Here is a 25,030-nt window from a genome sequence, read left to right as displayed (position 1 = left end):
GTGCGGCCGGGGGGAAACGGCGCCGTGGCGGTGGTGTGACGCGCGGCCGCGCGGGCGGGGCGGGACGTCCGATCCGGACCCCTATCCATGACCTGTCACATGTGAAATATTACCGACGCTTCGACCCGAACTCCCGGAAAGGCCAGCCACCTTGCGCAGACTCGCTGCGGTGGGCGCGGCGATATCCCTCGCCCTCCTCGCCGCCCCCGCGCTCGCCGCCACCACTCCCCCGACCCCGCCCCCCGGCGGGCAGCAGCAGGCCGAGCACGCCGCCGCCCCGCCGCCCGCACCCCTGGAACTCCAGCGCCAGGCCCTGCGCCGCCAGGCCCTCGAATCCGTCGCGGCCGGCGGCCCCGAAGGCCTGCGGGCCGAGGCCGACGGCACGCTCCCGCGTCAGACCAAGGTCGGCAAGCGGTACGTCGAACTGGCCCAGGAGCGCAAGGACAAGGTCTTCGTCATCCTCGCCGAGTTCGGCGACCAGGTGGACACCACCACCGAGTTCGAGGGCAAGCCCCGGTTCGGCGGTACGCCGGGGCCGCTCCACAACACCATCGGCAAGCCCGCCAAGGAGGACAACCACACCCTGTGGCGCAAGGACTTCGACCGGTCCTACTACCAGCGCCAGTTCTTCTCCACCGAGCCGGGCTCCGCATCGCTGCGGGCCTACTACCGGCTCCAGTCGTCCGGCCGCTACGACATGGACGGCACCGTCACCGACTGGGTCAAGCTCCCCTGGAACGAGGCCCGTTACGGCACGGACAACTGCTCCGAGCCCGGCCAGTGCCGTACCAACTGGGACATGATCCGGGACTCCACGGACGCCTGGTACAAGTCCGAGCGCGCGAAGGGCCGTACGCCCGAGCAGATCAAGGCGCAGCTCGCCGAGTACGACGTGTGGGACCGCTACGACGCCGACCACGACGGCAACTTCGACGAGCCCGACGGCTATCTCGACCACCTGGTGGTCGTCCACGCGGGCAAGGACCAGACCTGGGGCGGCGGCACGCAGGGCAAGGACGCCGTCTGGGCGCACCGCTGGTTCGCCTACTGGAACCAGGCCGGCAGCGCGGGCCCCGCGGGGAACAAGGCGGGCGGCACCCCGGTGGGCGACACCGGCATCTGGGCGGGCGACTACCTGACCGGCGGGGAGAACAGCGGAGCCGGCCTGTTCGCCCACGAGTTCGGGCACGACCTGGGCCTGCCGGACATGTACAGCTCGGACGGGGACAACAGCGTCAACTTCTGGTCCCTGATGTCCTCGGGCTCCTACCTGGCCAAGGGGCCGGGCACGACGGGCGAGTTCCCGGGGGACCTCGACCCGTGGAGCAAGCTGCAACTGGGCTGGCTGGAGTACACGGAGGCCGACGCGGGCCGCAGGACGCGCGCCACGCTCGGGGTCTCCGCGTACAACACGGAGGATCCGCAGGCCCTGCTGGTACACCTGCCGCCCACGGTGACCAGGACCGACCTGACCGAGCCGTACGAGGGCTCCTCCCAGTGGTGGAGCGGCACGGGCGACTTCATGGACAACACCCTCGGCCGTACGGTGGACCTCACGGCGGTGGCCCCGGGCGACGGGGCGGCCCGGCTCGACGCACGGGTCTGGTACGACATCGAGCAGGACTTCGACTACCTGACGGTGGAGGCCTCCACCGACGGCGGGACCGTCTGGACGGCGCTGCCGGGCACCGTGAACGGGACGCCCATCGCCCCCAAGGGCGTGACCGGAACCTCGGCCGGCTGGACCCGACTGTCGGTCCCGCTCGACCGGTTCGCCGGCACGGCCGTCCAACTGCGGCTGCGCGTCACCTCGGACAGCAACACCCACGGCAAGGGCGTCACCTTCGACGACATCCGGATCACGGCGGGCGAGCAGGAGCTGCTGCGCGACGGCGCGGAGCAGGGCGCGAACGGCTGGACGGCCGTCAAGTGGTCGCGCACGGAGGGCCGTACGGGCAGCGAGCAGCACCCGCAGGCGTACTTCGTGGAGAACCGGCGCTACACCGGCTACGGGGCGCAGCTCAGGACCGGCCCGTACAACTTCGGCTTCACCGGGGACAAGGTGGAGTTCTACCCGTACCAGCAGGGTGTGCTGATCTGGCTCTGGAACACGGCGTACAGCGACAACACCACCAAGGCGCACCCGGGCGGCGGGATGCTGCTGCCGGTCGACGCCCGGCCCGAGCCGCTGAGGTTCGCGGACGGGTCGCTGCTCAACGCCCGCGCCCAGACCTTCGACGCCACGTTCTCGCTGCGCAGGAGCGACCGGATCGTCCTGCACAAGGCCGGCGTCCCGCTGGTGGTGCCGGCGCGGCCGGGGGTCTCCGTCTTCGACGACCGCCACGGCTCGTACTGGAACGCCGAGCTGCCGCAGGTCGGCGTCAAGGTCCCGGACACGGGGACCCGCATCACGGTACTGAAGGAGGCCTCGGGCGGGGCCCTGACCACCGTGCAGGTGAGCCCGTCCCCCTAGACCAGTGACGGCGTCGTCCGCGCCGCCGGGTTGAGCGAGGCGAACTCCAGCGGCGCGGACGGGTCGATGGTCAGGGCGTGCGGGGCCGGCTCCACGCCGGCCCGCACGAGCAGGTCGCCGATGGCCGCGATCATCGCCCCGTTGTCGGTGCACAGGGTCATGGGCGGCACCCGCAGCTCGATGCCGGCCGAGGCGCAGCGCCGTTCCGCCAGCTCGCGCACGCGCGAGTTGGCCGCGACCCCGCCGACCACCACCAGGGTACCGACCCCGTACTCCTTGCAGGCGGCGACCGCCTTGCGGGTGAGCACGTCGGCGACCGCCTCCTGGAGCGAGGCCGCACCGTCGGCGACCGGCGGCTCCTCGCCGCGCAGCCGGTGGCTCTCGGCCCAGCGGGCGGCGGCCGTCTTGAGCCCGGAGAAGGAGAAGGAGTAGGCGTACGGGTCCTGCGTGCGCGGCCCGCCGGTCAGCGGGCGGGGGAAGGTGACGGCCTTGGGGTTCCCGTCCCGGGCGGCGCGGTCGATGGCCGGCCCGCCGGGGTAGGGCAGGCCGAGGACGCGGGCCACCTTGTCGAAGCACTCGCCGGCCGCGTCGTCCAGGGTGTCGCCGAGGTGCAGGATCGGCTCGCGCACCAGGTCGCGTACGAGCAGCAGGGAGGTGTGCCCGCCGGAGACGATCAGCACCATGCAGGGCTCGGGCAGCGGCCCGTGCTCCAGGGTGTCGGCGGCGACGTGACCGGCCAGGTGGTGGACCCCGTAGAGGGGGATGTCCAGCGAGTAGGCGAGGGTCTTGGCCCCGGCCAGTCCGACCTGGAGTGCGCCGGAGAGCCCGGGGCCGGTGGTGACGGCCACCGCGTCGAGCTGGTCCATCCGCAGCCCGGCCTGGTCGAGGGCCTGGCGGACGACCGGGTTGAAGGCGTGCAGGTGGGCGCGGGCCGCGATCTCCGGGACGACCCCGCCGAAGCGGGCGTGCTCGTCCATGCTCGACGCGACGACGTGCGCGAGGAGCTTGCCGTCCCGCACGATGCCCGCGCCGGTCTCGTCGCAGGACGACTCGATTCCGAGCACCACCGGAGATCCCACCACAGCACCCTCACCCTTATTGCGACCAATGCGCAATAAGGGTACTAGCCGCGAGGCAGGACGGTGGCCAGGACCGAGGGCAGCGGGTACCAGTCGGCCGAGGCGATGGACGCGTGGCGCCCGGCCATCAGGGCCACGCGCTCGCGCGCCTGGGCCTCGGTGGGCCGGGTGCCGTCGATGGCCGGGGCGACGTTGTGGGCGTCGGTGGCGATCAGCAGGTAGTGGTTGCGGTCGTACCAGGCGGTGTCGATCGAGCCCCCCGCGTACGCGCTCGCGTCCCCGTCGAAGACCACGAACCAGGGCCGGATCGAGGCGTCGGCGTAGCGCCCGCGCGGGTCCCCCGCCTCGGCCCGGTGCACCGCCGGGAAGGCGGCGGCCTGGCCGAGACGGCCCGAGCCGGCGAGGGAGCGCAGGTGCTCGGCGTACTCCCGGTCGGTCCACAGCTTGTCGGCGCTGTTGCCCTCCTCGACGGTGCCGGGGATCAGCTCCACGAGGAACTTGCCCGCCATGTCGGCGCGGCCGGGCCAGGCGCCGGCGCGCGCGGCGGCGTCCAGGTCGGGGTACCCGGCGGCCAGCTGCCCGGGCCGGTAGAGGGCGTCGCCGAGCTTGGAACCGAGCAGCGCGTCGAGGTCGGCGGGGCCGCGCCCGAGGTTGGCGGCGAAGCCGTCCTTGAGCTCCATCTTGAGGATGACCGGGCGGTGGCCGGGGTGGGCGTCGTGCCAGCTGCGGATGTCGGAAAGGCATCCGGCGAGGTTCTGGTTGCGGGACTTGGTGCGCAGCTGGGCGGGGGTGGTGGCGTTCTCGCAGTTGTTGTCGTTGCCGAACGGGTTGTTGTGGGAGACCCGCCAGGAGCTGCCGAAGAAGTTGGTCCACACGTCGAGTTCGAGCATGGCCGCCCCGGAGTCCAGCGCGTCCGCGAAGTAGGGGTACTTGGCCTTCTCGTAGGCGTTGTGCACGCCGACGCCGGTGGATCCCGCGTAGGAGAGCCCGTCCGCCGCCCCGGCCGGGGCCGCGCCCAGCGCGAGGGCCACCGCCGCCAGACCTGCCGTTACCGCGCTCGTCATCCGGTTCCGCAATCTCATACTTTCGGCTCCCGTCGATCCCGTTGCCCCGGTCGGGCTCAAGTCGCCTGGAGAGTAAGCCAGTTGGGTGACACACGGAAGGACGGGGGATGGCGGCCGCGCGACTGTGAGGACGAACACGTTCCGCTTCCGGAACCTGTGTCTCCGCCGACCGCGTCGATCCGGGAAGATCGAACAAGGAGTCGGATCCGACTCCGCACCAATAGCCGAAGCCATGAGCCAGTCGCCGGAACGGGAGTGCCGCATGTCCACCAAGCCCCGCGGGCGGGCCGTGCGGGCCTCCCTGTTCGCCGGCATCTGCTGCGTCCTGCTCCTCGGCGGCGCCGGCTACGTGTGGGAGCTGCGCAGCATCGCCGCCTTCCTCGACGCCGGCGATCCCGCGACGGGCAGCTACCGGCAGGACCCCGGCGCCGCCGACGGCGCGGCCTCCGCCGTCCTGGACGGACTGGCCCAGGAGGGCCTGCCCCCGGGCGACGGCGATCCCGGCGGCTCCCCGGCGCACCGGGGTACCGCGCGGTGGCAGCCCTCCGCGCCGCTGGAGGCCCGGCCCGCCCCGGCCGAGCCCGCCGTCGGCGCGCTGTTCTCCCCCGGCGAGGACGGCGACCCCGACCACCACTGCTCGGCGAGCGTGGTCCACTCCCCCGGCGGCGACCTGATCGCCACCGCCGCCCACTGTGTGCACGACGGCGGCTTCCGCACCAACCTCGCCTTCGGGCCGGGCTACCGCAACGGCTTCCTCCCGTACGGGATCTGGGTGCCGACCCGGATCGAGGTGGACCCGCGCTGGGTGGCCCACCGGGATCCCGACCACGACGTGGCCTTCCTGCGGATGCGCCGCCCCGGACACGCCGGGCAGCGGCTGGAGGATGCCGTCGGGGCCGCCGAGACCATCCGCTTCGGCGCCGCACTGCCCGCGCCCGCCCGGCTGATGGGGTACCCGAACACGGCCGAGGAGCCGCTCGACTGCCGCAACACGGCCGTCGCCGACGGGCCCGCGCAGCTGCGGCTGGACTGCGCGGACGTACCCAACGGCACGAGCGGCGGGCCGGTGCTGACGGACGACCGCACGCTGATCGGGGTCATCGGCGGCCGCGACGGCGGGGGCGACGAGTGGACCTCGTACAGCAGCCGCTTCGACACCGCCGTCCGCGACCTCTACGAGCGCGCCGCCCGCGGCGGCTAAGGGGTGTCTGACGGATGTCCGTGGGGAAGGAGCGGCGTCCGGTGCGTGCTCTCGGCGTGCCGACCGGAAGCCCGCGTACTGGCCGTACTCGGGCTTCCGGTCGGTGCGGCGAGAGCGCGTGCCGGGCGCCGCGACGCCACGGACATCCGCCAGACACCCCCTAGTCAGGCCGGCGGTCGGGTCCGGCGGCGGCTGGGTGGTTGTCCGTATCGTCGTCCATGCCGCCGAGTCTCCCCGACCCCCCGGCCGCAGGTCGGCCCCCACCCGGGGCGCCCCGAGGCACCCCGGGGGCGGACGGGCTCACAACGGGGCGCCCGAGGCGGGCCCTCACGGGCGCACGAGGTCGACGAGGGTGGCACGCCCTGATCCTCCACACGCACCTGTACCCGTCCCTGTGCGGCCGCCCGGGCCGGACCGTCTCCGAGGTCGGCGCGGCGGAGGAGCGGCGGCCCGAGCGGGGATTCGTCATGGCGTGCTGGGCATGGCCTGGGGCCTCAGGGGGACAGGGGCGCGTACCGGACTCCTGTGAGCTTCTCGGAGGCGGCCCAGAGACGTTCGCCGGACTTGTCGTCCAGGGTCCACTTCGCCCGCCAGGAGCGCACGGGTGCCCCGCGCCAGCCGAGGCGCGGGCCGAAGAACTCGTCGGGCCGGACCCCGGGCGCGGTGGCCGCGTAGAGGGTGGGCAGCGCGCCGGAGTCCGCGGGCTGGGCGATGACGGAGTTGCCGAGCGCCATCGCGCGCGACAGGAGGGTGCGGCCCTCCTGCCGCGAGGCCCCGGAGTGCAGGTTGGTGGAGGCGTAGCCGGGGTGGGCGGCGGCCGTGACGAGGCCGTGGCCCGCGGCGGCGAGCCGGCGGGACAGCTCGTGGGTGAAGAGGAGGTTGGCGGTCTTGGAGCGGCCGTACGCCACCCAGCGCCGGTAGTTCCGTTCGCTGTCGAGGTCACTGTGGTCGATGTCGCCGAGCGCGTGGAAGCCGCTGGAGACGTTGACGACGCGGGCCCCGGGGGCCGCGGCCAGCAGGAGCGGCAACAGCAGTCCGGTCAGGGCGAAGTGGCCGAGGTGGTTGACCCCGAACTGCGTCTCGAACCCGTCGGCGGTACGCCCGAACGGCAGGGCCATCACCCCGGCGTTGTTGACCAGCAGGTCCAGGGCCGGGCGGCGCTGTCCGCAGTTCTCCGCGAACTCCCGTACGGAGCCCAGGTCGGCGAGGTCCAAGGACACGAACTCCACCTCGGCGCCGGGCACTTCGGCGCGCAGCCGGACCACCGCGGCCCGGCCGCGGGCGGCGCTGCGGCAGGCCAGCAGCACGTACGCGCCGCGCCGCGCGAGCTCCCGGGCGGCGATGTAGCCGATCCCGCTGTTGGCCCCGGTGACGACCGCGGTGCGGCCGCTCTGGTCGGGTATGTGCTCGGCCTTCCAGCCCGGCATGACCACTCCTCGCTGCTCGCTGCGCCTAGGGGGGTCTGACGGATGTCCGCGGCGTCGCGACGCTCCTTCCCCACGGACACCCACCAGACGCCCCCTAGTCGGCCTGTGCGTCCTCGCCCTGCTCGCTTCCCGTCGCCGCCGACACCAGTACGTCCCCGGCCGCGACCCGGCTGTAGAGCACCGTACGCCCCGTGCGCCGGCGCAGTACCAGCCCGGCGGCCAGGAGCACCTTCAGCTGTCCGGCCACCGTGCCCAGGCTCAGCCCCGTCAGCGCCACGAGCTGGGTCGTCGACTTCGGGCTCTCCAGCAGCACCAGCACCCGCGCCCGTACGGGGCCCAGCAGCCGGACCAGCGCGGCAGGCGCCCCGGCCGCGGCCGGCTGCGCGAGCTGCCCGTCGCACGGGTAGACCAGGGCGTGGCGGTGCCGCCCGGCCCACGAGACCCACCCGTGCCGGGTCGTCACCGGTACGAAGACCAGCCCGGCCTCCCCCGACAACTCCCGCGGCGGCCGGTCCTGCAGGTTGATCCGCAGCCTGCCCCCGCCGAGCCACGCCATGCCCGGCCGCATCCCGGACAGGGCCGCGGCCCATCCGCCGCTGCTCAACTGCGCCGTGCGGACCAGGATGTCGGCCTCGGCGACCCGGCGGCGGCGCTCCCAGTCGGGGCGCACGGCCTCCTGCCACACCCACTCCAGCAGCTCCGCCGTCCGCGGCCCGAGCCCCCGGGCGCGGGCGAGGGACTCCGGGAGCGCGGAGGCCGCGCGCAGGTCCGTACGGACCACCGCGTCGGGAGTGGCGCGGATCTGCGCGACCGCCTCCTCGAAGGGCCGCCCGTCCGGCGGCGGGGTGAGGAACCCGGCGAGCCACTGCCGCCCGAGCGCCGCCCGTACGAGCGCTGCGGTGGCGGGTTCCGCCGCCAGGTGGGCGCGGTAGTGCGGGAGCCGGTCGGCGAGCCAGGCCCGCTCGGCCGGGTGCGCGGGGCTGCGCCGCTCCAGCGCCATGAGCGCGGCCGTGGTCTCGGCGAGCGCCGACACCACGAAGCGGCTGCCCGCGAGCGCGTCGCTGTCGATCCGCCACCACCCCATGCCGCGTCCCGCCCTTCCGCCCGCACGCCCTGGCGTTCCGCCCGCCCCGATGCTTCGCCTGCGCCCTGAAGTTTCGTCTGTGCGCGAAAGATTAGGCGGCCCGCGGGCTGCGCCGGAAACTCCGCGCATGCCCCGGACCTACCGCGCCCTCGCGCGCACGCCCGAATTCACGCCCTTCTTCCTGGCCGCCGCCCTGCGCGTCGGCGCTTCCACCGTCAGCGGGCTGGCCCTCGCCGTCCTCGTCTACGACCGCACCCGCAGCCCGCTGCTCGCCGCGCTCAGCATGTTCGGGCCGTCCTTCACGCAGTTGCTCGGCGCGACCGTGCTGCTGTCCGCCGCCGACCGCACGGAGCCGCGCGCGGCCCTCGGCCGGCTCGCGGTGCTCACCGCGCTCGGCACCGCCCTGACGGCCGCGCCCGGCCTGCCGCTGTGGGCGGCGTTCGCGGTGCTGCTGGCCCAGGGGCTCGCCGACTCCCTCGCCGGCGGGGTCCGGTACGGGCTGCTCACCGAGATCCTGCCGCCCGAGGACTACCTGCTGGGCCGCTCGCTGCTCGCCGTCTGCACCGGGGTGACGCAGATCGCCGGGTACGCCCTCGGCGGGGTGCTGGTCACCGCGCTCTCCCCGCGCGGCGCGCTGCTCGCGGCCGCCGGGCTCTCGCTGGCCGCGGCGCTCGCCCTGCGGCTCGGCCTGCGCCGACGCCCGCCGCGCGCGGCGGGCCGGCCGTCCGCCGCGCAGACGTGGCGTACCAACGTCACCCTGTTCTCCGACCCGTCGCGGCGCACGCTGTACCTCGCGATGTGGGTGCCCAACGGACTGATCGTCGGCTGCGAGTCGCTGTTCGTCCCCCTTGACCCCGGGCACGCGGGGCTGCTGTTCGGCTGCTCGGCCGCCGGCATGCTCGTCGGGGACACGGTCGCCGGACGCTTCCTCGCGCCGCGGTGGCGGGCCAGGCTCGCGTCACCGCTGCGGCTGCTGCTCGCCGCGCCCTACCTCGTCTTCGCCCTGCACCCCGGCCCCTTCCTCGCGGCGGCCGCCGTCGCCCTCGCCGCCGTCGGATACAGCGCCGGGCTCCTGATGCAGGAGCAACTCGTCACCCTGATCCCGGACGGTACGCAGGGCCAGGCGCTCGGACTGCACTCGGCCGGGATGCTGACGGCGCAGGGGCTCTGCGCGGCGCTCGCCGGGGCGGTCGCCCAGTACACCTCCGCCTCCGTGGCGATGACCGCGCTGGCCGCGGCCTCGATCGTGGTCACCCTGCTCCTGGAGCGGGGACTACGGGCCAGTAGGCTGCGGGTCCGCTCCCTTCCTTCCCCGAGTGCTTCGGCGGATCCGTCCCCGAGCCGCTCTCCGAACCCTTCCCCGAGGTAGCCCGCAGTGAGCTCCGCACCACCCTCCCCACCCGTCACGGTCGTCGGCCTCGGCGCCGACGGCTGGGCCGGGCTCACCTCCGCCGCGCGGGCCGCGCTGGTCGGCGCGGAGGTCCTCATCGGCGGCCCCCGGCAGCTGGACCTGCTGCCGCTCGGGGAGTGCGCCGGTGAGCGGGTGGCGTGGCCGAGCCCGCTGCGGCCGGCCGTGCCGAAGCTGGCCGCGGAGCACGCGGGCCGCCGGATCGCGGTGCTGGCCAGCGGCGACCCGATGTTCTACGGGATCGGCCGCGCCCTGTCCGAGGAGCTCGGGCCGGAGCGGCTGCGGGTGCTGCCGCACCCCTCGTCCGTGTCGTACGCGTGCGCCCGCCTGGGCTGGCCCGTGGAGGACACCGAGGTGGTCACCGTGGTCGGCCGCCCGGTGGCCCGGCTCGCGGCCGCGCTGTACGAGGGCCGGCGGGTGCTGGTGCTGAGCGCCGGAGCGGCGACCCCGAACGAGATCGCCGCTCTGCTTCGAGAGCGGGGCTTCGGCCCCAGCAGGATGCGGGTGCTGGAACAGCTCGGCTCCGAGCGCGAGGACTCGTACGAGGGCCACGCGGACAGCTGGAACCACGCGCCCGGCGACCCCCTGAACGTGGTGGCCGTGGAGTGCCGCCGGGACCCCGCCGCCGGGGTGCCGCGGCTCGGCGCCGCCCCGGGGCTGCCCGACACCGCGTACGAGCACGACGGCCAGCTCACCAAGCGCCACGTCCGCGCCGCGACCCTGTGCGCCCTGGCCCCCGCCCCCGGCGAGCTGCTGTGGGACATCGGCGGCGGCTCCGGCTCCATCGGCATCGAGTGGATGCGGACGCACCCCTCCTGCCGGGCCGTCTCGGTGGAACGCAACCCCGAGCGGGCCGCGCGGATCTCCCGTAACGCGGCGGCGCTCGGCGTCCCCGGCCTGCGCGTGGTCACCGGCCCCGCGCCCGGGGCCCTCGCCGGACTGCCCGCGCCCGACGCGGTGTTCATCGGCGGCGGGCTGACCGCTCCGGGCCTGCTCGACGCCGTCTGGGCGGCGCTGCCCGCCGGCGGCCGGCTCGTGGTCAACACCGTCACCCTGGAGTCGGAGGCGGTCCTCACCGACCGCTACCGGCGCCACGGCGGCGAACTGGTGAAACTGGCCGTCGCGCACGCCGTCGCGGTCGGCGGTTTCACGGGCTGGCGGCAGGCGATGCCCGTCACCCAGTGGTCGGTCACCAAGCCCCACCCCAGCGAAGACGAAATGGATCAGACGATATGACCGTGTACTTCATCGGTGCGGGCCCCGGCGCCTCCGACCTGATCACGGTGCGCGGTGCGCGGACCCTCGCCGCGGCGCCGGTCTGCCTGTACGCGGGCAGTCTCGTACCGCGCGAGCTGCTGGCCGAGTGCCCGCCGGACGCCCGCCTGGTCGACACCTCGCAGCTGAACCTCGACGAGATCATCGCCGAGTGCGTACGGGCGCACGCGGCCGGCCAGGACGTGGCGCGGCTCCACTCCGGCGACCCCTCGATCTTCAGCGCCGTCGCGGAGCAGATGCGGCGCCTCGACGCGGCCGCCATCCCCTACGAGGTCGTCCCGGGCGTCCCGGCCTTCGCCGCGGCGGCGGCCGCGCTGAAGCGGGAGCTGACCGTCCCCACCGTCGGCCAGACCGTCATCCTGACCCGGATCGCCCAGCAGGCGACCCCGATGCCGCCCGGCGAGGACCTGGCCACGCTGGGCCGCAGCGGCGCCCTGCTGGTGCTGCACCTGGCCACCCGCTACGTCGACCGGGTCGTGGACGAGCTGCTGCCGCACTACGGGGCCGAGTGCCCGGTCGCGGTGGTCGCGATGGCCAGCCGCCCCGACGAGCTGATCCTGCGCGGCACGCTGGCCGACATCGCCGCCCAGGTGAAGGAGGCGGGGCTGGTCCGCACCGCCGTCATCGTGGTGGGCCGCACCCTGGGCGCCGAGCAGTTCCGCGACAGCCACCTGTACTCGCCCGAGCGCGACCGGCATGTCTGCTGACCCCGACCGCCCGCACGTCCTGATCCTGGGCGGCACCACGGAGGCCCGCCGCCTCGCGGAGGCCCTGGCACCGGGCCCGTACCGCGTGACGACCTCGCTGGCCGGGCGGGTCGCCTCGCCCGTGCTGCCCCCCGGCGAGATCCGGATCGGCGGTTTCGGCGGCGCCGAGGGCCTGGCCGCCTGGATCACCGGCCACCGGGTCACGCACCTGATCGACGCCACCCATCCCTTCGCGGAGCGGATGAGCTTCAACGCGGCCGGGGCGGCGGCGCTCACCGGGGTGCCGCTGCTGGCGCTGCGCCGCCCCGGCTGGGTCCCGGAGCCGGGCGACGACTGGACCTTCGCGGATTCGCTGGCCGAGGCGGCCGCCCTGCTGCCGGGGCTCGGGAGCAGGGTGTTCCTGTCCACCGGCCGGATGGGTCTGCACACTTTCGCGCACCTCACGGACACGTGGTTCCTGGTGCGTTCGGTGGACCGGCCGGACGCCCCGGTGCCGCCGCGCCTGGAGGTCGTGCTGGCGCGCGGCCCGTTCACGCTGGCCGACGAGCGCGAACTGCTCGCCCGCCACCGGATCGACGTACTCGTGACCAAGGACAGCGGCGGATCGGCCACGGCCCCCAAGCTGACCGCGGCCCGGGAGGCGGGCGCAGCGGTCCTCGTCGTCCGCCGCCCGCCGGTACCGGGGGGTGTCCAGGAGGTGGACTGCGTTCAGTGTTCCCAGCACTGGCTACAGGGCTCTAGGCTGCACTAATGCGCATACGTCTCTCGCTCGTCCTCGTCCTCGTCGCCGCCGCGCTCGTCACCGGGTGCGGAGAGAAGGCGTCGCCGAGCGGTTGGCAGCCCGACGACGCGCTGCAACGGGCCGACGAGGCCCTGGAGAAGGACGACGTGGCCCCCACCGTGAAGGTGCGTGGCACCGGCTTCCTCGCCGGCGGCCTGGACAAGACGCTGGAAACGGCCGGTGAGAGCCCGTTCCGGTTCGACATCACCTGTGACAGCGAGGAGAGCTCGCAGGTGAAGCTGACGATCTCCCGCGAGGGCGATCCGCGCTCGCGCTCGGTCGACGTGTCCTGTGCGGGCGAGGTCACCCGCCTGAACGTTCCGGCGGGCGAGCCGCTCGTGGTGCACGTCGAGCCGGCCGCCAAGGAGGGCTCGGCCCCGGCGGGTGTGATCGCCTGGCAGTTGGGGACCATCGCCCCCAAGGGCGTCAAGGGCTGCGCGGACGACGTGAAGGGCTGCTGAGCGGCTACTGAAGGGCTGCTGAGGGCTCACAGGACGGCGAAGGCCCCGGGGCAGTGCCCCGGGGCCTTCGCCGTGCCGGTGGCGCCGTCGGCGCCGTCGGCGCCTGTGCGCGCCCTTCAGTGCCGTCAGCGCCGCAGGTGCCCGTCAGCGACCGTCGGTGCCGTCAGCGCCGCAGACGCCTCTCGGTGCCCGTCGGTGCCTGTGCGCCCGTCGGTGCCTCAGCGCGTCCGTCAGGGGTGGCGGCGGCCCGTCAGCGCCCCAGGCGTCCGTCAGCGCCGCAGGTGCCGTCGGTCCCGTCAGCGCGTCCGTCACGGGTAGCGGCGCGGCGTCCAGGTGATCCTCGACCCGTCGGCGCGCTCCGTGATCCGGGTCTGCGAGGACCCGATCAGCAGGATCGTCCGCATGTCCACCTCGGACGGCTCCAGTTCGGCGAGCGTGACGACGCGGACCGACTGCGCCGGGCCGCCCACGTCCCGCGCGACGACCACCGGGGTCTGCGGGGAGCGCAGCTCCAGCAGCAGTTCGCGGGCCTGCGCCACCTGCCAAGTGCGGCTGCGCGATCCCGGGTTGTACAGGGCCAGCACCAGGTCGGCCGAGGCGGCCGCGCGCAGCCGCTCCGCGATGACCTCCCAGGGCTTGAGCCGGTCGGAGAGCGAGATGGTGGCGTAGTCGTGGCCGAGCGGGGCACCGGCCGCGGCGGCCGCCGCGTTGGCGGCGGTCACCCCGGGCAGAACGCGTACCGGGACGTCCTGGTACTCCGCCTGGGCGGACACCTCAAGGACCGCCGTGGCCATGGCGAAGACCCCGGGGTCGCCGCCGGAGACCACGGCCACCCGCTTCCCGCGCCGGGCGAGGTCGAGCGCGAACTCGGCGCGCTCCGACTCCACCTTGTTGTCGGAGCCGTGCCGGATCTGGCCCGGCTTCACCGGGACCCGGTCCAGGTACGTCGTGTACCCGACCAGCACCTCGGCATCGGCCAGCACCCGCCGGGTCTGCGGCGTGAGCCAGAGCGGCCCGGCCGGGCCGGTGCCGACGACCGCGACCTCGCCGGGCCCGGACGGCACGCTGCCCGGGTTGCCGATCCGGCTGGGCACGACGGCCACGGCGAAGTAGGGCACGCTGTCGGGGTCGACGTCCGCGAGGGAGCCGGTGCGCTCCCCGGCCATGGTGGCGCGCTCGACGTAGCGGGCCTCGGCGAGCCGGCCGCTGCTCTCCATCGCCCGCCGCACGGCGGGGAAGGTGCGGCCGAGCTTCATCACGACCGCCGAGTCGGTGGCGGCGAGGCGCGCGGCGAGCTCCTCCTCGGGCAGGGTGCCGGGCAGGATCGTCAGCACCTCCTCGCCCTCCACGAGCGGGGTGCCGAGCCGGGCGGCGGCGGCGCTCACCGAGGTCACCCCCGGGATCACCTCGGCCTCGTAACGGTCCGCGAGCCGCTTGTGCATGTGCATGTACGAGCCGTAGAAGAGCGGGTCGCCCTCCGCGAGCACGGCGACGGTCCGGCCGGCGTCCAGGTGTGCGGCGAGCCGGGCGGCGGAGGCCTCGTAGAACTCCTCCATCGCGCCCTGGTAGCCGCCCGGGTGGTCGGTGGTCTCGGTGGTGACCGGGTAGACCAGCGGCTCCTCGATGTGGTCCGCGCGCAGGTGCTTCGCGGCGATGGAGCGGGCGATCGAGCGGCCGTGGCGGGCGCTGTGGTACGCGATGACGTCCGCCTCCGCGATCACCTCGACGGCACGCAGCGTCATCAGGGACGGGTCGCCGGGGCCGAGCCCCACTCCGTACAGGCGTCCGGCGCTCATTCGGCCACGCTCGCGATGGCGTTGACGGCCGCGGCGGCCATGGCGCTGCCGCCGCGCCGGCCCCGGACGATCAAGTGGTCGAGCCCCGAGGGGTGTTCGGCCAGGGCGTCCTTGGACTCGGCGGCGCCGATGAAGCCGACCGGGACGCCGATGACGGCGGCGGGGCGCGGGGCGCCCTCCTCGATCATCTCCAGCAGCCGGAACAGCGCGGTCGGCGCGTTCCCGACGGCGATCACCGAACCCTCCAACAGGCCGCGGTCCCGCCAGACTTCCAGGGCCGCGGCGCTGCGCGTGGTGCCCATCTTCGCGGCGAGCTCCGGCACGGCCGGGTCGGACAGGGTGCAGATCACCTCGTTGTCGGCGGGCAGCCGCTTGCGGGTGACGCCGCTGGCGACCATCTGCACGTCGCACAGGATCGGCGCACCCGCCTCCAGTGCGGCCCGTGCGCGCAGCACGACGTCGGGGGTGTAACCGAGGTCCCGGGTCAGGTCGGTCATCCCGCAGGCGTGAATCATGCGCACCGCGACCTGGGCGACCGAGGCGGGCAGCCCGGAGAGGTCCGCCTCGGCGCGGATCGTGGCAAAGGACTGGCGGTAGATCGCGGCGCCGTCCTTCTCGTACTCGAACACGGTGTACTCGCTCATTTCTTCACTGCGTCTTCGGACACTCGGGGTTGGCTGCGCGCGTCGGCCAGGGCCGCGGCGAGTTCGTTCTGCGGCACCGGGCGCCCGTCGAGCAGGTACCCGTCCGGGGTGGCTACGAGATCGGCCCACGCGGTGCCGCGCGGATGCCCGCACCGGCGCTCGCACCCGGACCAGTGCACGGGCAGGGGTCCGCGCGCCCGTTCCGCGACGGCTCGCGCGTCGGCGCGTACGTCGGCGAGGGACTTGGCGCAGCCGGGCCTGCCGGTGCAGGCGGTGACGGACTCCCAGGGGCTGTCGGGCGAGGTGACCAGCCCGGCGGCGCGGGCGGCGGCGCCCGCGCCGGCATCGACGTCGATATCGGCACCGGCGGTGACGAGGATGCTGCGCCACGGCGTGATCCGCAGGTCGCCGGGCAGCTCGCGCCACTGGCCGGTGGCGAGCCGGCCGAGCGGGATCAGTACGCAGAGCGCGTCCGCGTGCACCCCGGGAGCGGGCGGGTCCGCGTACGGGCGGGGCGCGTCGGGCACGTGCCGGGCGCGGATGCCGCGCTCCTCCAGGCGGGCGGCGAACTCACGGGCGTCCAGGGCGTGTTCGGCGGGGAGTTCGGCGATCCGCCAAGCCCGGGTACCGGCGCCGGCCGCGGCGTCGAGGAAGTGCAGGGCCGCTTCGAGTCCGGCCGCCGCGGCGTCGGCGGCGGCCACCTCCACCGCGTCGGGCGCCGCGCCGAGCCGGACCAGGACCCGGCCGCCGGGCTGCGCGAGCAGGGCCACGTCGGGGTCGAGGGCGGCCACGTCCCCGCGCCCGTCGTCGACGGCGAACAGGAACCGGCCCGACAGGGCCGCCGCCTTGGGGTCCGCGCAGAGCGCCGCGTCCAGCGCGCGTACGGGAGCGGGGTCCGCCAGCGGGGTGGCGACGATGTTCCGGATCCGCTCGTGCGAGGGCGCGGGCAGCAGTCCGGCCGTGCCGAGCAGTTCGGCCAGCCCGGCGGCGCAGCCGTCGGTGAGGCCGCGCAACTGCACGTTGCCGCGCGAGGTGAGCTCCAGGTGCCCGTCCCCGAACCGGTCGGCCGCGTCCGCCAGCACGGCGGCCTGCGCGGCGCTGAGCAGCCCGCCGGGAATCCGTACCCGCGCGAGGAACCCGTCGTCCGCCGCGTGCAGGCGCAATGCGCCGGGGCAGGCGTCGCCGCGGTCCCGTATGACGGGTTCGTCCCGCGATGCGGCGGAGGGGGGCTGGGGCATGGCGGCGAGCATACCCACGATTCTCCGCCGGGCCCCTGTGTCGATCACCACCCCGAACCGGCCACGACCGGTCCCGCCGGTGTTTGCGGCGCGGGCTCCGGGGCAGAGGCCGGGACAAAGCCCCGGCGAGGGCGCCGCGGCCGGGCACCCCCGCTCCCGGCCAGGGCAAAGGCCCCCTAGGATGACCACCGGCGGCGCCGTACGGCCCGTCAATCGCCGAGGACGGCGACATGGGAGGAAGCCCGGTGCGAGTCCGGCGCGGTCCCGCCACTGTGAACCCCGCGGAGCGATCCGGGGGGTGAGTCAGGAACTCCCGCTGTCCTCACTGCCCGGGGCGCGGAAACCCCGAGGAAGGCCTGCCGCCGCATGATCCTGCTGCTGTCGACGTCCGACACCGATCTGCTCAGCGCCCGCGCGGCGAACACGGCGGACGGCCCCGTCCCGTACCGGTTCGCGAACCCCTCCCGCCTTCCCCTCGAAGACCTCCCCGGCCTCCTCGACGGAGCCGACCTGGTCGTCGTACGCCTCCTCGGCGGCCTGCGCGCCTGGCAGGACGGCCTCGACCTCCTGCTGGCCCCCGGCCAGACCCGCCCGGTGGTGGTACTGACCGGTGAACAGGCCCCCGACGCCCAGCTGATGGAGGCCTCGACGGTCCCGATCGGCATCGCGGCCGAGGCCCACGGCTACCTCGCGCACGGCGGCCCGGGCAACCTGGACCAGCTGGCCCGCTTCCTGTCCGACACCGTCCTGCTGACCGGCCACGGCTTCGAGCCGCCCGCCGCCGCCCCCACCTGGGGTCCGCTGGAGCGCACCGCGCGGAGCACCGCGGGGCCGCGGATCGCGGTGCTCTACTACCGCGCCCACCAGATGAGCGGCAACACCGCCTTCGTCCACGCGCTGTGCGAGGCCGTCGAGGCCCACGACGCGCAGGCCGTCCCGCTGTACGTGTCCTCCCTGCGGACCCCCGAGCCGGAGCTGCTGGCCGCGCTCGAAGGCGTCGACGCGGTCGTCACCACCGTCCTCGCGGCCGGCGGCACCCGCCCCGCGACCGCCTCGGCGGGCGGCGACGACGAGTCCTGGGACGCGGGCGCGCTCGCCTCGCTCGGCGTCCCGATCCTCCAGGCCCTGTGCCTGACGGGCTCGCGCAGCAACTGGGAGGAGAACGACGAGGGCCTCTCCCCCCTCGACGCCGCCACCCAGGTCGCCGTGCCCGAGTTCGACGGCCGTCTGATCACCGTCCCGTTCTCCTTCAAGGAGTTCGACGCGGACGGTCTGCCCGCCTACGTCGCCGACCCCGAGCGGGCGGCCCGGGTCGCGGGCATCGCCGTACGCCACGCCCGGCTGCGGCACATCGAGCGCCGCGACAAGAAGGTCGCGCTGGTCCTCTCCGCGTACCCCACCAAGCACTCCCGCATCGGCAACGCGGTGGGCCTCGACACCCCCGCCAGCGCCGTGGAGCTGCTGCGCACCCTGATCGCCGGCGGCTACGACTTCGGGCCCGTCGAGGACGTCCCCGGCCTGGTGTCGGGTGACGGCGACGAGCTGATCCGCGCCCTGATCGAGGCCGGCGGCCACGACCAGGACTGGCTCACCGAGGAGCAGTTGGCCCGCAACCCCGTCCGCATCCCGGCCGCCGACTACCGGCGCTGGTTCGCCCAGCTGCCGGCGGAGCTGCGCGAGAGCGTGGAGCAGCACTGGGGCGATGCCCCGGGCAACATGTTCGTGGACCGCTCGGCCAATCCCGAGGGCGACATCGTCCTCGCGGCGCTGCGCCGCGGGAACCTGCTCATCCTGATCCAGCCGCCGCGCGGCTTCGGCGAGAACCCGATCGCGATCTACCACGACCCGGACCTGCCGCCCTCGCACCACTACCTGGCCGCGTACCGCTGGATCCAGGCGCGTGCCGAGGACGGCGGCTTCGGCGCCGACGCGATGATCCACCTGGGCAAGCACGGCAACCTGGAGTGGCTGCCGGGCAAGAACGCGGGCCTGTCCGCGGCCTGCGCCCCCGACGCCGCGCTCGGCGACCTGCCCCTGATCTACCCCTTCCTCGTCAACGACCCGGGCGAGGGCACCCAGGCCAAGCGCCGCGTGCACGCCACCCTGGTCGACCACCTCGTCCCGCCGATGGCGCGCGCGGAGTCGTACGGCGACATCGCGCGCCTGGAGCAGCACCTGGACGAGTACGCCCAGATCTCGGCGATGGACCCGTCGAAGCTGCCGGCCATCCGCGCCCAGATCTGGACCCTGATCCAGGCCGCGAAGCTCGACCACGACCTGGGGCTGGAGGCGCGCCCGGACGACGACGGCTTCGACGACTTCCTGCTGCACGTCGACGGCTGGCTGTGCGAGGTCAAGGACGCCCAGATCCGCGACGGCCTGCACGTCCTGGGCGGCGCTCCGACCGGCCCGGCCCGGGTCAACCTGGTCCTGTCCATCCTGCGCGCCCGCCAGATCTGGGGCGGTACGACGGCCCTCCCGGGCCTGCGCGAGGCGCTGGGCCTCGACGAGTCCGCGGCCACCCGTACGACGGCCGACGAGGCGGAGGAGACGGCCCGCGCGCTCGTCCAGGCGATGGAGGACGCGCACTGGTCCCCCGAGGCGGTCGCCGCGGTGGCGGCCGGCCACTCGGCGGACGTCGCGGCGGTGCTGGACTTCGCGGCCCGCGAGGTCGTCCCGCGTCTGGCGGGCACGACCGACGAGATCGCCCACGTCGTCAGCGCCCTGGACGGCTCCTTCGTCCCGGCCGGTCCCTCGGGCTCCCCGCTGCGCGGCCTGGTGAACGTCCTGCCGACCGGCCGCAACTTCTACTCGGTGGACCCGAAGGCCGTTCCCTCCCGCCTCGCGTGGGAGACCGGCCAGGCCCTGGCGGACTCCCTGCTGACCCGCTACCGCACGGACAACGGCGAATGGCCGTCCTCCGTCGGGCTGTCCCTGTGGGGCACGAGCGCGATGCGCACCTCGGGCGACGACGTGGCGGAGGCGCTGGCCCTGCTCGGCATCCGCCCGGTCTGGGACGAGGCCTCGCGCCGGGTGACCGGCCTGGAGGCGATCCCGCTCGCCGAACTCGGCCGCCCCCGCATCGACGTGACCCTGCGCATCTCGGGCTTCTTCCGCGACGCGTTCCCGCACGTGATCGGCCTGTTGGACGACGCGGTCCGGCTGGCGGCGTCCCTGGACGAGCCGGCCGCGGACAACTTCATCCGGGCCCACGCCCAGGCGGACCTGGCCGAGCACGGTGACGAGCGGCGCGCGACCACCCGTATCTTCGGCTCGCGCCCCGGCACGTACGGCGCCGGCATCCTCCAGCTGATCGACTCCCGCGACTGGCGTACGGACGCCGACCTCGCGGAGGTCTACACGGTGTGGGGCGGGTACGCGTACGGCCGCGGCCTGGAGGGCCGGCCGGCCCGCGCCGAGATGGAGACCGCCTACAAGCGGATCACGGTGGCGGCGAAGAACACGGACACCCGTGAGCACGACATCGCGGACTCGGACGACTACTTCCAGTACCACGGCGGCATGGTGGCCACCGTCCGCGCGCTGCGGGGCACGGCCCCCGAGGCGTACATCGGCGACTCCACCCGCCCCGAGACCGTCAAGACCCGCACCCTGGTCGAGGAGACCAGCCGCGTCTTCCGCGCCCGCGTCGTGAACCCGAAGTGGATCGAGGCGATGCGCCGCCACGGGTACAAGGGTGCCTTCGAGCTGGCGGCGACCGTGGACTACCTCTTCGGCTACGACGCGACGACGGGTGTGGTCGCGGACTGGATGTACGACAAGCTGACCGAGACCTACGTCCTGGACCCGGAGAACCGCGCCTTCCTGGAGGAGGCCAACCCCTGGGCCCTGCACGGCATCGCGGAGCGCCTGCTGGAGGCGGAGTCGCGCGGGATGTGGGAGAAGCCGGACCCGCAGGTCCTGGAGGCCCTGCGCCAGGTGTACCTGGACACGGAGGGCAACCTGGAGGGCGAAACCGACTGATCCGTCCAGACTTGACCGCATGTGCCACTACTGCGGTTGCCGCGAGATCCCACTGGTCAAGGAGTTCATCGCCGAGCACGAGGCGGTGACGAACGCGGCGGGTGACGCGCTGCGCGCCCTGGACGCGGGTGACCTGCCCAGGGCGCGCGCCCTGGTGTCGGACATGACGGCCGTCCTCCTCTCCCACTGGAAGGGTGAGGAGGACGGCCTGTTCGACGTGATGAAGCAGGACTCCGAGTACGCCGGATACATCGCCGACCTCGTCGAGGAGCACCGCGAGCTGGCGGCGTTCCTCGCCGGTGCGGACCTTGCGGACCCGGCGGACGCCACCGCGCTGCGCAAGGCGGTCGACGAGCTCCACCACCACATCGCCAAGGAGGAGGACGGCCTCTTCCCGGCCTCCCTCACCGCGCTCACGGGCGACGAGTGGGACACCTCCATCGCGGCCTGGCGCGCGGCCCACCCCGGGCGCGATCTGCGCCCGGCGGGATGACCGTCCCGCCGGGGCTCCCACCTGGGAGGTCCTGCCGTAGCCAACTCCCGTACGCCTGACTATTGTTGCGGACGTCGACACGAGTGGATCTTCTGAACGGGGCGGGCGATGCGGGGGCAGCCGGAGGACGACGGCGAGTCGGCGGTCGAATGGCTCAAGCTGGTGCTCGCGGTGGTCACCCTCGCGGCCCTCACCGTCATCTACTTCCTGCTGCCGCCGCCGGAGAGGTCCGGTGCGGGCGTCGACTTCGTCAGGGCCTGCCTCCCCAACGTCATCACCGCGCTCGTGGTGTTCCCCGTGCTGTTCGTCGTGCTCCGCCCGATCCGCCGGCGCGACGAGGACCGCCTGACCCGGGTCATCCAGAACGGCATCGGAGCCACCGAGGCGGGCATCAAATTCCCGGACGATGTGAGCGGGACCGTCGATTTCATTCGCGAGATCGTCTCCAAGGAACCGTCGCAGCGGGTGGTGGACATCGAGATACTCGCCTTCACCGGCGGTACGTTCACCACCGCCCTGCTCAGGGACCTCGTACAGCAGAACCCGAACCGGCTGAACATCACGATGCGGTCGATCGACTTCTCGCTGGCCGACGGATCGCAGTTCCCGGCCCACTGGGAGCGGGAGGAGGCCGAGACGGTGGAGCGGCTCAAGGCGCTGTGCCGGGGAAAGTCGGGGCTGCAGATCTGGCACTATCCTTCCTTTCCCTTTCTGCTGGGTCTCGCGATAGGACGGTCCCACCTCCTCGTGACCTTCCCCTCCTGGGACCTGCGAACGGGGCGGCTGGCCGACAAATCGCTTGAATACCGCTACTACGGCCGGAGCTCGCGCACGGAGCACCTCTTCGAGCTCTTCGAGAACTGGAGCCGGCAGCCGGGCCAGGTCCTCGTGCACGAAGAACCCCAGGCGTAGTGCCGCGCGACGCAATGGTGATCTCGGTCGACGCCGGCAAGACGAAATTCCTCGTCGGCGCATTCACCGGGGCACTGGAGGAAGTCGAGCGGCGGCGCATCGCGGTGACCACGGCCGCCGAGACCGTGGCCGCCCTGGAATCCCATCTCGCCGCTCTCTTCGAACGGCATGCCGTGGCCGGTATCGGCCTTTCCGTTTTCGGCCCGCTGGAAACGGATCCGGGCCGCGCGGAATTCGGTGCGATCGTCGGGAGTTCCGAACCGCAGTGGTCCGGCGTGAACCTGCCGGCGCTCCTGTCCCGGAGATTCCGGGTGCCGGTGTACTTCGACTTCGACGTCGCTGCCGCCGTATCGGCGGAAGCGCGTCATCAGACGCCCGAGTCCGACGGATTCGTCTACCTCTCGATCGGAACCGGGATCGGCGGGGCCTTTTGCCCTCCCACCGGAGCCGCCGCCCCCGCTCCCGGCGTCCGGACCGATCCCCCGCAGCTCGGTCACATGCAGCTGGCACGGGAATCCGACGATCCATATCCAGGCAGCTGCCGATTTCACGGAAGTTGTTTCCAGGGGCTTGCCTCCGGGCAGGCAATTTTCGGCCGCTGGCAGGTACCGGCGGACGAGCTTCCCGCTCATCACCGGGCGTGGGACCTCCAGGCGAGATATATTGCGCGGGCCTGCACAAACCTTGTATACTCCTCCCCGTTCACCACGGTTCGCGTCGGATCAGGTATCTCGCAAGTACCCGGACTGATCGCCCGATCGAATGATTACCTCCGCAGATTCATGAACGGTTTCCCGGAAACCCTGTGCAGGGAAACATTCGGAAGTGATGTCATCCAGCGCGCGGTGACCGCTCCCGATTCCTCACTCATCGGTGCTGCAATCCAGGTCACCGAAGGGAGCGGATTGAAATTCGCTCCCCCTCGGTGATCGGTGACGTACGGGACATGTCCAGGAATTGCAAAGGCTGTGACGAGAAAATGAACACCATGCGGAACCTGCTCGACGCCGAGATCCCCCTCGTCGCCGTGAGCTTCGGGGACGAGGACTCCGAGCGGCTCGCGCAGGAGGCTCAGGCCGCCGGCGTCGATGTGGCGGAACTGCGCGTCGACAGGTTCTCGCGGACGGACCCGGGCCACGTCCTGGAGCAGGTGCGCGCCTTCAAGTCCATGCCGATCCTGGCCACCCTGCGCTCCCGGCACGAAGGCGGCGAGTGGGACGGCAGCGAAGAGGAGCGCCTGGAACTCTTCCGCGCCGTCGCCCCCGAGGTCGAGGCCGTGGACATCGAGCTGTCGTCCCGCGGAATTCTGCCGGACGTCATTGCCTCCGCCCACGAGAACGACGCCCTCGCGATCGTCTCGTACCACAACTTCGAGTTCACCCCGGAAACCGAGGAACTCGAAACCGTCATCGCCGAGGCGAAGAACGCCGGCGCCGACGTCGTCAAGGTGTCCACGATGGTGGCCTCCGAGAGCGATGTGAAGCGCCTTGCTTCGCTGCTGCTGAAGGCGGGCGCCGACACCCGGCTGATCGTCATCGCGATGGGCCCGGTCGGCGCCGTCTCCCGGGTCTTCTTCCCCGCCCTCGGCTCCCCGATCACCTACTCCTTCATCGGGACCAGTTCCGCCCCGGGCCAGCTCGACTTCTCCGAGACCTTCCGGCTGCTGCGCACCTTCTACCCCGCTTTCGACGAGCGGAAGACCGCCCTGTCGTAGGCGCTGAAATGTAGGCATCGACCATGGGAGCTGTCGTTATCCGTCCACTGACGATCAGTTCGCTCACGCTCGGCGAAGCCCCTTTCCGGGAGCGGATCCGGGCGGCCGCCTCGGCGGGTTTCAAGGCCGTCGGACTCAGTGTCGAGGCCTACCGCGAAGCCCGCCGCAGCGGACTCGGCGACGATGCCATGCACGCGGTTCTCGCCGAACACGGGATCGCGCTCGGCGAGGTGGAATTCCTCAGCGACTGGGCACCCGGCACCGGTGCGGACATACCCTCGGCGAAGGAGCGGACCGCCTTCCACATCGCCCGGACCTTCGGCGCCGACCACATCAACGTCGGCCTGTTCGAGCCGACGCCCATGGAAGTCATGGCCGACGGCTTCACGGCACTGTGCGAGCGGGCCGGCGCCCTGCGGATCGCCCTGGAGTACATGCCGTTCGGCTCGGTCCCCGACCTGCCCACCGCCTGGGAGCTGGTACGCCGGTCCGGCCGGCCCAACGCCGGTCTCGTGCTGGACGTATGGCACTGGGTGCGCGGTGCGACCCGCGCCGAAGACCTCGCCCCCGTGCCGCCCGGGCGGATCTTCACGGTCCAGCTGTGCGACGTGGGTCCCGATCCGCTGGCCGACATGCGCCAGGAGTCCCTCCACCTCCGGCTGGTTCCGGGCAGCCGCACCCGGGCCGCGCAGGACCTGCTGGCGCTCCTGGCCCGGCACGGCGTCAGGACCGGGATCTCGGCCGAGGTGATGTCCGACGCCCTGCTGGCCCAGGGCACCGAGGCGACGGCCCGCGCCGTGTTCGCCGGAACCCGCGCGGTGCTGTCCGGCCGCTCCTGAGCACGCGCGCTCCTTCGCGCCGCGCTACACGTGCCGGACGACCCGATAGATCGTCTGAGAAGCGGGTGCCGGGTGCGGGGCCTTGTTCCAGCCGATCTCCTCGGCGCGCTTCTCGATCGCCTCGTGTGCGGCGTGAGCTGCGGCTTCGTCCTCGAAGAAGGCGACAGACAGTCCGTTGCCAGTGACGGGATCGACAAGGTGATACGCGCCATGGACGCCGGGTACGGCGGCTGAAGCATCCAGCACCCAGTCACGGTCATCAGTCGGCATCGGTTCCCACACGGCCACCCTCGCGATCATCACTGCCTCCGTCTCGCTGGTCTGAGCCTCCAGGATGAAGCAACCTTCGTGAGAGCGCTCGATCGCGACATACTTCTTGGCTCCGGGCCGAGCAGGTTCACCGATCACGCGCCGATCATGCCATCAGGCCCCTGAACAGGCAGATTGCCC

At 73.3% G+C, this 25,030-nt stretch carries 21 protein-coding genes and 1 riboswitch; of the genes, 13 read left to right on the top strand and 8 right to left on the bottom strand.

Annotated features, from left to right (window positions below):
• The first annotated feature begins 151 nt into the window (after positions 1-151).
• Positions 152-2,473, top strand: a complete 2,322-nt coding sequence (locus ACZ7GJ_RS01050; RefSeq protein ID WP_470748122.1) for an immune inhibitor A domain-containing protein — start codon at positions 152-154, stop codon at positions 2,471-2,473.
• Here ACZ7GJ_RS01050 and tsaD read toward each other — a convergent pair.
• Positions 2,470-3,540: a tRNA (adenosine(37)-N6)-threonylcarbamoyltransferase complex transferase subunit TsaD gene (tsaD, locus tag ACZ7GJ_RS01045; protein WP_470748120.1), complete on the bottom strand. Its 1,071-nt coding sequence runs from the start codon at positions 3,538-3,540 to the stop codon at positions 2,470-2,472. The genes ACZ7GJ_RS01050 and tsaD overlap by 4 nt on opposite strands.
• 56 nt (positions 3,541-3,596) lie before the next feature.
• Positions 3,597-4,616 (bottom strand): phosphatidylinositol-specific phospholipase C domain-containing protein, encoded by a 1,020-nt coding sequence (locus tag ACZ7GJ_RS01040; protein ID WP_470748118.1) that lies wholly within the window; start codon positions 4,614-4,616, stop codon positions 3,597-3,599.
• Positions 4,617-4,878: 262 nt separating this feature from the next.
• Between ACZ7GJ_RS01040 and ACZ7GJ_RS01035 the strand changes: the two genes are divergently transcribed.
• Positions 4,879-5,817, top strand: a complete 939-nt coding sequence (locus ACZ7GJ_RS01035; RefSeq protein WP_470748116.1) for a trypsin-like serine peptidase — start codon at positions 4,879-4,881, stop codon at positions 5,815-5,817.
• A gap of 494 nt (positions 5,818-6,311) precedes the next feature.
• Here the strand turns inward: ACZ7GJ_RS01035 and ACZ7GJ_RS01030 are convergent, their stop codons facing one another.
• Together ACZ7GJ_RS01030 and ACZ7GJ_RS01025 are read right to left on the bottom strand one after the other, a co-directional pair.
• Positions 6,312-7,244 carry an oxidoreductase gene (locus tag ACZ7GJ_RS01030; protein ID WP_470748114.1) on the bottom strand — a complete coding sequence of 311 codons (933 nt, stop codon included), beginning with the start codon at positions 7,242-7,244 and terminating at the stop codon, positions 6,312-6,314.
• A gap of 94 nt (positions 7,245-7,338) precedes the next feature.
• A complete protein-coding gene (locus ACZ7GJ_RS01025) occupies positions 7,339-8,328 on the bottom strand; it encodes a winged helix-turn-helix domain-containing protein (RefSeq protein ID WP_470748112.1) in 990 nt (329 codons plus the stop codon).
• Positions 8,329-8,455: 127 nt separating this feature from the next.
• On the opposite strand from ACZ7GJ_RS01025, the gene ACZ7GJ_RS01020 reads away from it, so the two are divergent.
• From ACZ7GJ_RS01020 to ACZ7GJ_RS01000, 5 genes are read left to right on the top strand one after another with little or no spacing between them, the layout of a single operon-like run.
• Entirely contained in the window at positions 8,456-9,697 is a 1,242-nt protein-coding gene (locus ACZ7GJ_RS01020) for an MFS transporter (protein WP_470748110.1), read from the top strand.
• A gap of 6 nt (positions 9,698-9,703) precedes the next feature.
• Positions 9,704-10,972 carry a precorrin-6y C5,15-methyltransferase (decarboxylating) subunit CbiE gene (gene cbiE / locus ACZ7GJ_RS01015; protein ID WP_470748108.1) on the top strand — a complete coding sequence of 423 codons (1,269 nt, stop codon included), beginning with the start codon at positions 9,704-9,706 and terminating at the stop codon, positions 10,970-10,972.
• The gene (cobM, locus tag ACZ7GJ_RS01010) at positions 10,969-11,718 is read left to right on the top strand and encodes a precorrin-4 C(11)-methyltransferase (protein ID WP_470748106.1); all 750 of its coding nucleotides are present in this window, start codon (positions 10,969-10,971) and stop codon (positions 11,716-11,718) included. The genes cbiE and cobM overlap by 4 nt, the downstream gene beginning before the upstream one ends.
• Positions 11,708-12,469 carry a cobalt-precorrin-6A reductase gene (locus ACZ7GJ_RS01005; protein WP_470748104.1) on the top strand — a complete coding sequence of 254 codons (762 nt, stop codon included), beginning with the start codon at positions 11,708-11,710 and terminating at the stop codon, positions 12,467-12,469. The genes cobM and ACZ7GJ_RS01005 overlap by 11 nt, the downstream gene beginning before the upstream one ends.
• Positions 12,469-12,960: a hypothetical protein gene (locus ACZ7GJ_RS01000; RefSeq protein WP_365925754.1), complete on the top strand. Its 492-nt coding sequence runs from the start codon at positions 12,469-12,471 to the stop codon at positions 12,958-12,960. Before ACZ7GJ_RS01005 ends, ACZ7GJ_RS01000 begins: the two co-directional genes overlap by 1 nt.
• Before the next feature lie 308 nt (positions 12,961-13,268).
• Here ACZ7GJ_RS01000 and ACZ7GJ_RS00995 read toward each other — a convergent pair whose 3' ends face one another.
• The 3 genes from ACZ7GJ_RS00995 to ACZ7GJ_RS00985 are packed head-to-tail and all read right to left on the bottom strand — an operon-like array spanning position 13,269 to position 16,638.
• Positions 13,269-14,756: a precorrin-2 C(20)-methyltransferase gene (locus ACZ7GJ_RS00995; protein WP_470748102.1), complete on the bottom strand. Its 1,488-nt coding sequence runs from the start codon at positions 14,754-14,756 to the stop codon at positions 13,269-13,271.
• Entirely contained in the window at positions 14,753-15,400 is a 648-nt protein-coding gene (locus tag ACZ7GJ_RS00990) for a precorrin-8X methylmutase (protein WP_365925759.1), read from the bottom strand. Before ACZ7GJ_RS00990 ends, ACZ7GJ_RS00995 begins: the two co-directional genes overlap by 4 nt.
• Positions 15,397-16,638 (bottom strand): cobalamin biosynthesis protein CobG, encoded by a 1,242-nt coding sequence (locus ACZ7GJ_RS00985; RefSeq protein ID WP_470748100.1) that lies wholly within the window; start codon positions 16,636-16,638, stop codon positions 15,397-15,399. The genes ACZ7GJ_RS00990 and ACZ7GJ_RS00985 overlap by 4 nt, the downstream gene beginning before the upstream one ends.
• 200 nt (positions 16,639-16,838) lie before the next feature.
• A riboswitch (cobalamin riboswitch) is annotated at positions 16,839-16,966 on the top strand.
• Positions 16,967-17,004: 38 nt separating this feature from the next.
• Here ACZ7GJ_RS00985 and cobN point away from each other — a divergent pair.
• The 6 genes from cobN to ACZ7GJ_RS00955 all read left to right on the top strand — a co-directional run bounded on the left by cobN (position 17,005) and on the right by ACZ7GJ_RS00955 (position 24,580).
• Positions 17,005-20,622: a cobaltochelatase subunit CobN gene (gene cobN, locus ACZ7GJ_RS00980; protein WP_470748098.1), complete on the top strand. Its 3,618-nt coding sequence runs from the start codon at positions 17,005-17,007 to the stop codon at positions 20,620-20,622.
• A gap of 19 nt (positions 20,623-20,641) precedes the next feature.
• Positions 20,642-21,115: a hemerythrin domain-containing protein gene (locus tag ACZ7GJ_RS00975; RefSeq protein WP_470748096.1), complete on the top strand. Its 474-nt coding sequence runs from the start codon at positions 20,642-20,644 to the stop codon at positions 21,113-21,115.
• Between the two features lie 108 nt (positions 21,116-21,223).
• On the top strand, positions 21,224-22,027 hold the full coding sequence (locus ACZ7GJ_RS00970; RefSeq protein WP_470748094.1) for a hypothetical protein: 804 nt from the start codon (positions 21,224-21,226) through the stop codon (positions 22,025-22,027).
• Entirely contained in the window at positions 22,027-22,956 is a 930-nt protein-coding gene (locus ACZ7GJ_RS00965; protein WP_470748092.1) for an ROK family protein, read from the top strand. Before ACZ7GJ_RS00970 ends, ACZ7GJ_RS00965 begins: the two co-directional genes overlap by 1 nt.
• A 50-nt stretch (positions 22,957-23,006) precedes the next feature.
• Positions 23,007-23,741, top strand: a complete 735-nt coding sequence (gene aroD / locus ACZ7GJ_RS00960) for a type I 3-dehydroquinate dehydratase (protein ID WP_470748090.1) — start codon at positions 23,007-23,009, stop codon at positions 23,739-23,741.
• Positions 23,742-23,764: 23 nt separating this feature from the next.
• Positions 23,765-24,580 (top strand): sugar phosphate isomerase/epimerase family protein, encoded by an 816-nt coding sequence (locus tag ACZ7GJ_RS00955; RefSeq protein ID WP_470748088.1) that lies wholly within the window; start codon positions 23,765-23,767, stop codon positions 24,578-24,580.
• Between the two features lie 24 nt (positions 24,581-24,604).
• Here the strand turns inward: ACZ7GJ_RS00955 and ACZ7GJ_RS00950 are convergent, their stop codons facing one another.
• Entirely contained in the window at positions 24,605-24,988 is a 384-nt protein-coding gene (locus ACZ7GJ_RS00950; protein ID WP_470748086.1) for a hypothetical protein, read from the bottom strand.
• Positions 24,989-25,030 lie beyond the last annotated feature (42 nt).

The organism is Streptomyces sp. NPDC037242 (assembly GCF_055604165.1).
Note: the sequence above shows the minus strand (reverse complement) of the source record. Positions and strands in the feature narration are given on the sequence as shown.